Source organism: Brachybacterium alimentarium (assembly GCF_002332425.1).
Lineage (GTDB): Bacteria > Actinomycetota > Actinomycetes > Actinomycetales > Dermabacteraceae > Brachybacterium > Brachybacterium alimentarium.
On sequence record NZ_NRGS01000005.1, the window covers coordinates 530995 to 542849 of the forward strand.

10 protein-coding genes are annotated in these 11855 nt (G+C 70.8%); 2 read left to right on the top strand and 8 right to left on the bottom strand.

Translation table 11 applies throughout. From position 1 onward, the window contains the following. The first annotated feature begins 42 nt into the window (after positions 1–42). Complete coding sequence (locus CIK71_RS05620) at positions 43–552, top strand: acyl-CoA thioesterase (RefSeq protein WP_176485552.1); 510 nt, start codon at positions 43–45, stop codon at positions 550–552. A 28-nt stretch (positions 553–580) separates the two neighbouring features. Here the strand turns inward: CIK71_RS05620 and CIK71_RS05625 are convergent, their stop codons facing one another. Genes CIK71_RS05625 through CIK71_RS05640 form a run of 4 tightly spaced genes read right to left on the bottom strand, consistent with a single transcriptional unit; the run spans position 581 to position 4208 of the window. Next, positions 581–1021 carry a globin gene (locus CIK71_RS05625; RefSeq protein WP_096164156.1) on the bottom strand — a complete coding sequence of 147 codons (441 nt, stop codon included), beginning with the start codon at positions 1019–1021 and terminating at the stop codon, positions 581–583. Between the two features lie 31 nt (positions 1022–1052). Next, the gene (locus CIK71_RS05630; RefSeq protein ID WP_096164157.1) at positions 1053–2003 is read right to left on the bottom strand and encodes a mechanosensitive ion channel family protein; all 951 of its coding nucleotides are present in this window, start codon (positions 2001–2003) and stop codon (positions 1053–1055) included. Next, the gene (locus tag CIK71_RS05635) at positions 1996–3060 is read right to left on the bottom strand and encodes a FecCD family ABC transporter permease (protein ID WP_245857302.1); all 1065 of its coding nucleotides are present in this window, start codon (positions 3058–3060) and stop codon (positions 1996–1998) included. The genes CIK71_RS05630 and CIK71_RS05635 overlap by 8 nt, the downstream gene beginning before the upstream one ends. A gap of 44 nt (positions 3061–3104) precedes the next feature. Then, positions 3105–4208 carry a FecCD family ABC transporter permease gene (locus CIK71_RS05640; protein ID WP_245857303.1) on the bottom strand — a complete coding sequence of 368 codons (1104 nt, stop codon included), beginning with the start codon at positions 4206–4208 and terminating at the stop codon, positions 3105–3107. A gap of 106 nt (positions 4209–4314) precedes the next feature. Between CIK71_RS05640 and CIK71_RS05645 the strand changes: the two genes are divergently transcribed. Continuing rightward, positions 4315–5316: an iron-siderophore ABC transporter substrate-binding protein gene (locus CIK71_RS05645; protein WP_096164160.1), complete on the top strand. Its 1002-nt coding sequence runs from the start codon at positions 4315–4317 to the stop codon at positions 5314–5316. A 60-nt stretch (positions 5317–5376) separates the two neighbouring features. Here CIK71_RS05645 and pepN read toward each other — a convergent pair whose 3' ends face one another. The 4 genes from pepN to CIK71_RS05665 all read right to left on the bottom strand — a co-directional run bounded on the left by pepN (position 5377) and on the right by CIK71_RS05665 (position 11841). Further along, positions 5377–7926, bottom strand: a complete 2550-nt coding sequence (gene pepN / locus CIK71_RS05650) for an aminopeptidase N (RefSeq protein WP_096164161.1) — start codon at positions 7924–7926, stop codon at positions 5377–5379. Between the two features lie 80 nt (positions 7927–8006). Continuing rightward, on the bottom strand, positions 8007–8660 hold the full coding sequence (locus CIK71_RS05655; RefSeq protein WP_158541953.1) for a ribonuclease FAU-1 family protein: 654 nt from the start codon (positions 8658–8660) through the stop codon (positions 8007–8009). 211 nt (positions 8661–8871) lie between these two features. Next, a complete protein-coding gene (locus CIK71_RS05660; protein ID WP_096164163.1) occupies positions 8872–9963 on the bottom strand; it encodes a fatty acid desaturase family protein in 1092 nt (363 codons plus the stop codon). Between the two features lie 63 nt (positions 9964–10026). Beyond that, complete coding sequence (locus tag CIK71_RS05665; RefSeq protein WP_096164164.1) at positions 10027–11841, bottom strand: sensor histidine kinase; 1815 nt, start codon at positions 11839–11841, stop codon at positions 10027–10029. Between the last annotated feature and the right edge of the window lie 14 nt (positions 11842–11855).

Below are 11855 nucleotides of genomic sequence, written 5' to 3' on the forward strand. Positions count from 1 at the left end.
GGCATCGATCGTACTGGGCCGGAACGCCCTACGATGCTGACCATGGCAGATACCGCTCACACCCCGCATGCCCGTCATCTCGACATCGACGTCCCCGTCCGCTGGACGGATCTGGACGCCTACGGGCACGTGAACAACGCCGCCATCGTGAGGCTGCTCGAGGAGGCCCGCATCGGCGCCTTCTGGCCCGCGCCCGAGGACCAGGTCGCGCTCGGCGCCCCGGCCCCCGCAGCGGCCCTTCCGGGAGGCGGCGCCGGGTCATCGATCAGCACGGTGATCGCCTCGCAGCGCATCGAGTACGTGCGTTCGCTGAGTCACCGTCGTGATGGCGCGGTGGTGCGGCTGTGGCTGTCCCGGCTGGGCGGAGCCAGTCTGAGCGTGGACTACCTGGTCCTCACGCGGGACGACCCGGAGGGGGAGCGACCCTACGCCCGTGCCCGCACCGTGGTCGTCATGGTCGACGCCGCCACAGGCGCCCCCGTGCGGCTGGACGGGCAGACCCGCAGCGAGCTGCAGCAGTTCCAGGGCGAGCCGCTGACCTTTCGGGACTGAGGTCGTCAGGCGTGCTCGGCGGGACAGCTCAGGTGAGGTGGTCCGGGATGGTCCGCCCGGATGCGGGGGCCTCGCCGCCGTCGACGGTGTTCACCAGCGAATGCGCGGCGCGCTCGAGGTAGTCCCACAACGTTTCCGCATGCAGCGGCGGCAGCTCGAGCGAGTCCATCGCCACGCGCATGTGGTGCAGCCAGGCGTCCCGCGCCGCGGGGGAGACGGGGAAGATCGCATGGCGCATCCGCAGACGGGGATGGCCGCGCGTCTCGCCGTACGTCTTGGGGCCGCCCCAGTACTGCTCGAGGAAGGTGCACAGGCGCACCCGGGCACCGTCGAGGTCGTCCTCGGGATACATCGGCTTCAGCAGCGGGTCCTCGGCGACGCCGTCGTAGAAGCGGTCCACCAGCGTCTCGAAGGTGGAGTGGCCGCCCACCGCCTCGTAGAAGCTGATCTGGTCGCGCGCTGTGGTCATCGAGGGCTCCTGGTGGGGCTCGGAGGTCGGATCAGGACTGGACGGCTTCGGTGAAGCGGGGCAGGGCGAAGCCGATGCCGGCGTCCGTGAAGGCCGCCCGAACCCGGCCGCGCAGCTCGCGCTCGACGCCCCACTGCTCACCGGGAGCGGTCTGGATGATCACTCGCCGCTGGTAGCGGTTGCCGTCCATATCGAGCATGCCACTGATCGACGCGGCGGACTGCAGCACATCGGTCCAGTCGGGATCCTTCGCGAGCTGCTCGGTGACCGTGGTGAGCACGTCGGTCACCGCACGATCGTCGGCGCCCGCGTCGATGTCCAGCACCACGACGGCATTGGAAAAGCCGCGGGAGTAGTTGCCGGTGCGGACGATCTCGCCGTTGCGGACCGTCCACAGCACGCCGTCGACCCCGCGCACCTGGGTGACACGCAGGTTGATGCCCACCACGGTGCCCTCGGCGTATTCGAGGTCCACGTAGTCGCCCACGGCGATGATGTCCTCGAAGAGCATGACGATGCCGGCGACGACGTCCTTGATGATCGTCTGGGCACCGATGCCGGCCGCCAGGCCGATCACGCCCAGCGAGGCGATCACCGGCGCGATGTTCACCCCGATCTTGTCCAGGATCATGACCAGTGCCACGGCCCAGATGATCAGGTGCGCCACGTTGCGGGCGACGCTCGAGAGGGTCTCGGCTCGCTGCTCCCGCCGCGCCTGCGCCGCCTTCTGGGCACGCGCATCACGCTTGACGACGCTCCCGGCGACGCTCGAGAGCTTCGTGCCGGAATCGGCCATGGTGCGGAAGAACCGTCGCAGCAGCCAGCTGGCGACCATGCTGGCCGCCGTGGCGGCGACGAGGATGACCACGATCAGCACTCCGCTGCTGGTCAGCCATCGCACCAGGGAATCCATCATGCTCAGTGCTTGGTCGGTGCCGGGATCGGCGAGAAATGGTCCGAGTTCGAAGGTCTCCTCAGGCATGGTCCCGACCATAACGCCCCCCGGTGCGCAGAGCCTGGAGAGCAGGGGCCAGCAGCAGTCCGACGAGATAGAGGCCACCGAGGACGATCGTGAGGACGCCGACCGGCAGATCCGTGGGCAGCACGTGCTGGGCCACGAGATCCGCACCGGACAGCAGCACCGCCCCCATCGCAGCACTCGCCGCGAGCGGGATGCCCGTCCCCGCGACGAGGCGCTTCGCGAGCTGCGGGGCGGACAGCGCGACGAAGGCGATCGGTCCGGACAGCGCCGTGACGGCCGCGACCAGCACGACCGCCAGCAGCAGGATCCGGCGCCGGGTGCGCTCCACGGAGACGCCGTGCACGGAGGCCATGTCGTCGCCGAGCTCGAGCTGCTGCATGACCGGGACGCAGAGCAGCAGGCCCGGCACCGCGACCACCAGCAGGATCAGCACCGGCAGCATGCCGGCCCAGTCCACGAGCGCGAGCGATCCCGCACCCCACATGCTCGCCGCCATCGCGACCTCGTCCTGCGCCTGGAGCAGGATCCACACGTTCAGGGCGTTGAGCATCGCCGAGGCGCCGATGCCCACCACGATCAGCCGGAACCCCTGCACGCCGTCGCGGCGGGCCAGCAGGTACACGATCACGGCGGTGCCGATCCCTCCCAGCAGGGCGCCGAGGGTGTTCGCGGCCCCGCCGAGGGTCCCAGCCAGCGCAGGCGGTGCGACCAGCGTCAGCAGCAGCACGCCGGTGTACGCACCGGTCGAGAAGCCCAGCACGTCGGGGGAGCCCAGGGGGTTGCGGGTGAGGGTCTGGAAGATCGCTCCGGACAGCGCCAGGGCCGCGCCGAACACGAGGGCCGCCAGGGCTCGTGGCATCCGCCACTCCAGCACGATCGTGCTCGCGAAGCCGCCTCGTCCCGCGAGCGCCTGCAGCAGCTCGGGCAGGGTCAGCGGGAAATCGCCGCGGGACAGCGCGAGCAGCGTGAGCGCCACGGCGATCACGCTCAGCGCCACGGTGACGAGACGCCGCCGAGCACGTCGGGCGGTGAGCACCGGGGCGGAGGTCGAGGCCACGGCGGTCCGCGCGGGCGCCGACTGCGGGGCAGGGTTCCGTGCGTTCACAGCCCGCTCGCCCGTCGGCGTCGGACCAGGAGGATCAGCACCGGTGCACCGATCAGTGCGCTCACCACGCCCACCGGCACCTCGCCGGGCCAGACCACCACGCGGGCGAGGACGTCGGCGAGCACCATGATCGCCGCGGAGAGCAGCGCGGCCAGCGGCAGCAGTCGGGTCTGGTCCGGTCCCACCACCCAGCGGGCGACGTGCGGTGCCATCAGCCCCAGGAACACGATCGGGCCGGCCAGGGCGGTCGCGGAACCGGCGAGCAGCGTGATCGTGAGGACCAGGAGGAGTCGGGTGCGGTGGACGTCAGCGCCCAGGGAGGCGGCCATGTCGTCCCCGAGGGAGAGCGCGTTCATCGGGCCGGCCAGGGCGATCGCGAGCACGAGCCCGAGCGCGGCCACGGGGAGCGCGGGCAGGGCGGTCTCCCATCCGCGCTGCGAGAGATCGCCGCTCTCCCAGAGCAGCAGGATCGAGTACTCCCGCGGGTTCGACAACCGGAAGGCGGAGGTGAGGCCCGCCAGCACCGCACCGAGCGCGACACCGGCGAGGGTGAGGCGCTCGGGCGTGATCACCCCGGCGCCCAGCGTGCCGATCATGAACACGCCGAGCGTGGCGATCAGGGCGCCGAGCAGGCTCGCGCCGACGAAGAGCGCGGGGGAGGAGACGCCCAGCAGCACGATCACGAGGACGACCGCGAAGGCGGCGCCGGCGTTCACCCCGAGGATGCCGGGCTCGGCGAGCGGGTTGCGGGTGAGCACCTGCATCAGGGCCCCGGCCAGCCCGAGCGCGGCGCCCGCGGCGAGGGCGATCACCGTGCGCGGCAGGCGCAGATCGACCACGGCCGAATAGTCCTGCACCGGCAGGTCGAGAGCGGCGGCGCGCTGCAGCGACGTCTGGTCGGAGCCGAGGTGGGTGAGGGCATCGACGAGGATCCTGCTCACCGCAGTCGGCGACACCAGGCGCGAGCCGACGTACAGGCTGGCTGCACTGAACAGGAGCAGGGCGCACAGCGCGAGCAGGGTCGCGGCGGCGAGCCGCGGCCGCAGCGCGGAGGCCCCGGTCCGCGAGCGCGGCGGGGCGAGGGGTGAGCGTCCGGTCACAATCTGCTTTCGGAGGGGAGGAGGGCTCTGTCGGCCCCGTGTTCGGTAAGGGTAGCCTGACCTTTGGTCCAGTCGGGGCCGCCCTTCACCTCACGGAGCACCCATCATGATCCCTCGCCGTTCACTCCTGACCGTCCTCGTGGCCGGTTCCACCCTCGCACTGGCCGCGTGCAGCGACTCCGAGAACGCGCCCGACGCGGAGCGCACCGCGGCGGGCGACGCAGGGGGCGGCACCTTCCCGGCCACCGTCGAGACGGCCTTCGGCGCCATCACGGTCGACCAGGCGCCTCAGCGTGTCGTGGCACTGGGCTGGGGCGACGCGGAGACCGCGCTCGCGCTCGGCGTCGAGCCGGTCGGCGCCTCGGACTGGCTCGCCTTCGGCGGCGAGGGCGTCGGCCCCTGGGCGGAGGGTCTGTACAGCGAGGCCCCCACGATCATCGAGACCCTCGAACCCTCCTACGAGGCGATCGCCGCGCTGAAGCCCGACCTGATCCTGGACGTGAAGAGCTCCGGGGAGCAGGACCGCTACGACCGCCTCAGCCAGATCGCCCCCACGATCGGCGTCCCCGAGGGCGGCGAGAACTACCTCACCACCCCCGAGCAGCAGCTGACGATGATCGCCCAGGCGCTCGGCGTCCCCGACGCCGCCCAGGCCCTGCAGGAAGAGGTCGACTCGCTGTTCCGGGAGGCCGCCTCCGCGCACGAGGACTGGGCCGGGAAGACGGTCACCGCGGCAACGCGCAGCTCCGAGGGCTGGGGCGCCTATATCGACGGGACCGAGCGCGTGGAGTTCCTCGAGCGCCTCGGCTTCGTCCTCTCGCCGAAGATCGCGGAGCTGCCGGCTTCCGCCACCGGATTCTCCGTCGACATCTCGGCCGAGCAGCTGGACCTCTACGATGCCGATCTCATCGTGGCCTTCCCGATCTACCTCGACGCCACGGAGATCAGCGAGGACCCGCAGTGGCAGCAGATCCCTGCGGTCGCTGACGGCCGCGCGCTGGTCCTGGGCGGGGACCTGTCCTCGGCGTATTCGCTGGGCTCCGTGCTCTCGACGAAGTTCGCCGTGGAGAAGATGGTGCCGCTGCTCGAGGAGACGCTCGACGCCTGAGCCCTCGTGGACGCCGACGGGCGCCGCGCNNGCGCGGCGCCCGTCGGCGTCCGGTGGGTCCTAGCCGATGTCCACGGCGCGCACGCGCTCCTGCCGGGCCACGGTGTCGCGACCCTCGATGATCAGGCGGCGCAGGCCGAAGGGCGCCTCCTCCGCATCGGCGAGCCAGGCATCGGCGTCGTCGAGCACGCCCTGGCCGCCGTAGGACGACGGGAAGTAGCCCGCCACCAGACGGTTGGCGATCTCGTTCGAGCGCTCCGCCCACACCCGGCCGATCATCGCGAAGTAGCGCTGGCGGTACGGGGCGAGGAGAGACTCGTCGACCACTCGGCGGAAGCCCAGGATCACCGCGGTGATGGACTCGTTGGCGAGCGTGTCCTTCTCGACCGTGCGGCGCCAGGCCTTCGCCTTGGAGACCTCGGTGGGCAGCGCGGCCTTCGCGGTCAGGGCGCTCTTGCGGCCGGACTGGGTGTCGTCCGAGGCGAGCTGCTCGTCGATGCCGGCGACGTCGATCCCGCCGAGCACGGCGAGGGAGATCACGAGCTTCCAGCGCAGGTCGGTGTCGATCGTGCGGGCGGGCAGCGTGATCGAACCGCCCAGCAGGCCCTCGAGGGTCTCGCGGTGCGCCTCGGTGCGGGCGAGGCGTGCGAACGTCTCGAGGAACTGCAGCTGTGCGTCCGACCCGGCCTCGGCGGCCTCCGCGAGCTCCCAGACAGCGCTCGCCGCGGTCTCCGTGCGCAGCACGCGCTGGTCGGGGCTGGCGTACGGCCCGGCCACCGACTCCAGCTGCTGCAGCAGCGTGCGGTTCACCGACGAGGACTGCTCCCCGGTGATGTGGGCGAGCACGAGCTGCTGGTAGCGACGGCTGGGCAGCTCTCCGTCGCGCACCATGTCCCACGCCGAGGACCACAGCAGGGTGCGCGCCAGCGGGTCGTCCAGATCGCGCAGGTGCTCCATCGTGACGGCGAGGGAGGCGTCGTCCAGGCGGATCTTCGCGTAGGCGAGATCGCCGTCGTTGACGAGCCACAGGTCCGCGCGCTCGCCGACCAGCTCGGGCACCTCGGTGCGCTCGCCGTCGACGTCGATCTCCACGGTGGTGGTGCGGGCGAGCCTGCCGTCCTGCAGCGTGAAGCCGCCCACCTGCAGACGGTGGGGGCGCAGCGTCGGGTGCTCCTCGGGGGCGGTCTGCTCGATCGTGAAACGGCGGACCGTGCCGTCCTCGTCGCGCTCGATCAGCGGTCGCAGGGTGTTGACCCCGGCGGTCTGCAGCCACAGTCGCGACCAGGATCTCAGGTCACGACCGCTGGTCGCCTCGAGCTCGGACAGCAGGTCCGAGAGCTCGGTGGTGGACCAGGCGTGCTTCACGAAGTAGGCGCGCACGCCGGCGAAGAACTCGTCCCGGCCCACGTAGGCCACCAGCTGGCGCAGCACCGAGGCACCCTTGGCGTAGGTGATGCCGTCGAAGTTGGTCTCCACCGCTTCGAGGTCCACCATGTCGGCGACGATCGGGTGGGTCGAGGGCAGCTGATCCTGCTGGTAGGCCCACACCTTCTCAGCGAGCGCGAAGGTGGTCCAGGCGTCGGTCCAGCGGGTGACCTCGGCGCTCGCGAGCGTCGAGGCGTACTCGGCGAAGGACTCGTTCAGCCACAGGTCGTCCCACCAGCGCATGGTGACCAGGTCGCCGAACCACATGTGGGCGAGCTCGTGGAGGATCGTGAGGTCGCGGCGCTCGCGCACGGCGTCGGAGACCTCGGAGCGGAACACGTAGGACTCCACGTACGTGATCGCCCCGGGATTCTCCATCGCGCCCATGTTGTATTCGGGCACGAACACCTGGTCGTACTTGCGGAACGGGAAGTCCTGGTCGAAGGCCTCCTCGTAGAAGTCGATGCCGGCTGCGGTCACGTCGATGACGTTCTGCGCGTCGACGTGCCCGGCGAGCGAGGCCCGGGCGAAGACTCCCATCGGCACGGTGCGCCCGTCACGGGTGGTGACCTCGCCGGTGCCGCCCTGGTAGTTGCCGGCGATCAGTGCGACGAGGTACGTGGAGATCCGCTCAGTGGGATCGAAGACCCAGGTCGCTGAACCCGCACCGGCCGGGGTCGGTGCCGGCGCCGGGGCATTGGAGATGACCCGCCAGTGGTCCGGCGCGGTCACGGTGAGCTGATAGGTGGCCTTGAGGTCGGGCTGCTCGAAGCAGGCGAACATGCGGCGTGCGTCCGAGACCTCGAACTGGGTGTAGAGATACACCTCGTCATCGACCGGGTCCACGAAGCGGTGCAGCCCCTCACCGGTGTTCATGTAGGTGCCCTCGGCGAGGATGCGCACGACGTTCTCGCCCTCGGCGAGGGCGGGAAGGCGAACGCGGGCACCGTCGAAGCGGGAAGCGGGCTCGGCCAGCAGCTCGCCGTTGAGCTCGATCTCGGTCACCGCCTTCGCGATGAGGTCCACGAAGGTCTCCTGCGCGGAGCTGGAGGAGAAGCGGAGGGTGGTCTCGGTGAGGAACGTCTCCGGGCCGGTCGTGAGGTCCAGACGGATGTCGTAGGAATCGGTGCTGAGGAACGAGGCGCGGCTGCGGGCCTCGTCGCGAGTGAGGTTCTCGAATGCCATCGAGCCATCCTGCCACCCTCGACCGGACGATCCGTGACGAATGGCGAAGGAGCCGCGACCGCTTCCGCTCCGGCGCCTGCTCACCGTCGGGTCAGGTCGAGATCCCAGGTGTAGTGCTCCGGCAGTGTGGGCAGCGGCCAGGAGGGGTCCGGGAAGAAGTACTCGTAGCCGGCGGAGAAGGGGTAGGTCCATTCGGCGATGTGCTGCTCCGCCTCACGGCCGGCGGCCCGGATCGAGGCGATCTCCTCGGCGCTGAAGTAGCCGGTGCGCTCGGCGCCCTCGAGCTCGTCCTCGTCCTTGTAGTGCCAGTCCCGGCGCGGCAGCACGACGAGGTCGAGCACCAGATCGCGAGTGCGCACGCCCTCCTCGGTCCGTTCGTAGGGGGTCTCGAGGTTGATGTAGTAGCAGCCCAGCGAGCCGTCGTCCTTGTAGAACAGCCAGATGGAGTAGGGCTTGTCCGGCAGGCCGATCATGAGGATCCCGTTGCCGGTCCACAGCTGCTTGGACTGCAGTCGGGGCGCGGTGAACATCCCCTCGTCGCCGGCGCGGCGCAGGGCGGCACCGGATTCGAGCACCGGCAGCAGCACTTCGGTGCCGGGTGCGATCCAGACGGCCACCCCGCGGTCGTCGTCCAGCACGACGGTGCCGGGGCGGACGGTGCGGGTGGGGTGCTGAGAGGTGTAGTAGGTCCAGGTCACCTGGTCGCCGGGCGACCAGCGCGGTGTGCAAGACATGGTGGTGATCCCGGCCGGGTCGGCCTCCACGGGCGCCCCGTACCGTCCGGCCACCGGGCCGGGGCTGCTCTGCCCGTGAAGGGGTAGGCGTATGGGGCGACCATACCGCGTCGTTCCCGGGCGACCGGGCGACGCGCCGTTCCCCGCAGCCGAGGAAGGACCCGGCGCGCGCCGGAGGGATCACTGCGCCGGAGGACCGGCGCCGGCCGGATCAGCCGGGGAGCGGGGCGCCGCGCAGCTGAGCGGCGAGCGGGCAGTCCATGGGATCGGCGTGGCCGAGACCCACCCGGTTCAGGTACCGGATGATGATCCCGTAGCTGCGGAGCAGGTTCGTCTCGGTATAGGTGATGCCGCGCTCGGCGCAGAACTCCTTGACGATCGGCTGCACCTTGCGCAGGTTCGCCGAGGGCATGCGGGGGAACAGGTGGTGCTCGATCTGCAGGTCGAGCCCGCCCATCGCCCAGTTCATCAGGCGCCCACCGGTGATGTTGCGGCTGGTGAGCACCTGGCGGCGCAGGAAGTCGACCTCGAGGCCCTTCGGGATCAGCGGCATCCCCTTGTGGTTCGGGGCGAACGAGCTGCCCATGTAGATGCCGAACACGGCCAGCTGCACGCCGAGGAAGGCGGCACCCATGCCCAGGCCGAGGGTCGCGAAGACGATCACCGGGAAGCCGATGAGGCGGGTCAGCACGAGGACCCCCTCGGCGGTGCGGTGCTTGACCCGCTCGGTGCGGAACACTGCGGAGATCGCCTCGTAGTGCATGACGAAGGCGAACAGGGACAGCACCGGGAAGAACGCCCATCCCTGACGCTTGGCGAGCCATCCCATGAAGCCGGTGCGCTCGCTGGCGTCTCCGGGGACGAAGACCAGGGCGCCGGCGGCGATGTCGCCGTCGCGGCCGATGGTGTTCGGGTTGGCGTGATGCTTGTTGTGCTTGCGGGTCCACCAGGCGATGCTCAGGCCCACCACGAAGTTGCCGATGATGCGGGAGAACCACTCGTTGCGCTTCCCGGAGGAGAAGACCTGTTGGTGCGCGGCGTCGTGGCCCAGGAAGGCGGCCTGGGTGAACAGGATCCCGAACAGTGCGGCGACGGCCAGCTGCCACCAGGTGCTCCCCAAGGTGAACAGCAGCGTGAAGGCCCCGCCGAGGGCCAGGGCGAGGAGGATGGTGCGCAGCACGTACGAGCGGACGTTGCGGCCCATCAGCCCCGCGTCCTTCACCCGTTGCGACAGCTCGAAGTAGTCCCTGGTCTGCGCGGCCGCTTGCGGCCGGACGGGGCGAGGTGCGGCTGTGGTCGTCATGCACATGACGCTAGGTGTCCACGGGGCAGGTGCGCGTCCCCCTGCGGAGCGCACCTGCACCCCCTACCCAGGTAGGGGGTCGGCGATCGGGATCTCTGCCGAGACGATGAATCCACCGCCAGCGCTGGGTCCGGCCTCGACGGTGCCGCCGAGCGCCGTGACCCGTTCGCGGGCGCCCGCGAGCCCGAGCCCGGAGCCGGGGATCGGATCCTGACCGGTGTCCGGAGCGGTGTTGGCGATCTCGACCAGCAGCGTCCCCGCCGACGGGACGACGCGCACTCTGATCGCGGCTCCTCGAGAATGGCGCAGCGCATTGCTGAGCGCCTCTTGCACCACGCGATAGGCGGTCAGACCCACCGTGGGCGGTACGTCGGCCGGAGACAGATCAGCGCTGATCGAGGCGCCGGTGGCGCGGCTCGCCTCGAGCAGCTCGGGGACGTCGCCCAGCCCGGGCATCGGCATCTCGTCGAGGGAGTCGTCGGTGCGCAGGGTCGCCAGCAGCGAACGCATCTCCCCGAGCGCCTGCCGGGAGGAGGCGGCGATGTCCTCGAACTCCTGCTCGGTCTGCGAGTCCATGCCCGGCAGACGGAACTTCGCGGTGCCGGCCTGCACGGTGATCACGGACATCGAATGGGCCACCACGTCATGCAGCTCGCGGGCGATGCGGCTGCGCTCCTCGAGCTCGTGGCGCCGACGCACCTGATCGGCGCTGAGGGTCTGCGCCTGCTCCACCTGACCGCTGACCAGCAGCCACTGGCGCACGGTGAGGCCCAGCAGCACCACGCCGCCGCTGATCGCCACGAGCACCACACCGTTGGTGGTGATCTCGCGCAGAGCATCCTCCGCGCGCATCCGCGGCTCGGTGATCAGCAGGGAGACCAGGGTGAGGAGGGCGCCGCCGGACCAGGCGGACACCGACCAGTACCAGCGGTGCAGGATCGCGAGCACCGTGAGCGTCACACAGTGCGCGAGCAGGGAGGTCACCGGCCAGGGCCAGGGGAGCGAGGCCTGCACCGGGGCGGTCACGAGCATCATGGACAGCGCTGCGAGCACGCTCAGGGCCAGACCCGCCCAGGGCCAGCGCACCGCGAGCAGCCCGGCCAGCGCCGCCGCGATCGAGACCAGCATGGCCGCCGCCGGGTGCACGTCGTAGAGGGCGGCCGTGACCGGCCAGCTGACCACCACCAGCACGAAGCTCACGAACGCGACCGTCATCCAGGTCCATGCCCCCTCGCGGACCCGAGTGTCCACGGCGCCGCCCGCGATCGACGGGAAGGGCGTGCGGCGAGGCGACCCGGGGACGGCGCCGCCCAGCAGCGGCGCGCTGACCACGATGTCCAACAGGGCGAGCGCATGGACCATCGCCGGGAACGAGAGCGCGAGGGCCAGACCGAGCACGAGCGCGAGAGCCCACTGGCCGGGGACCGGCATGCCGGAGTCCGGGAGGAAGCGCCCCCAGAACCAGAAGGTCAGCCCGCCCAGGGCGAGTGCGGCCCAGGCCACGGTCGCACCGACGGTGAGCACGCGCACCGGGAGCGCGATGAGAGCCTCGAAGGCGAGGTCGAGCCATCGCCGTGGATCGGTGACCAGGCGCAGCAGCCCGGTCGCGCCGCGCCCTCGCGCCTGGTACCTGGGTTCCCGCATCTCGAGCCCCCAGCGCCGCAGACGGCTGCGGTCGAGTCTCGCGAAGATGGAGGCCAGGGAAAGGGTCAAGGGGAACAGGAGCAGGCCGATCCAGACGAGCGCGAGCGCCGCCGAGACCGCGGCGAGCGGGAGCAGCAGCACGATCGAGAGCAGGGTGAGCGCGAGCCCGGGGAGCACGAGCGCGAGGTCATGGCCCAGGCGGCGCAGACTGTGGCGGTCAGGGACGAGGAACACTCAGGACTCCTCCC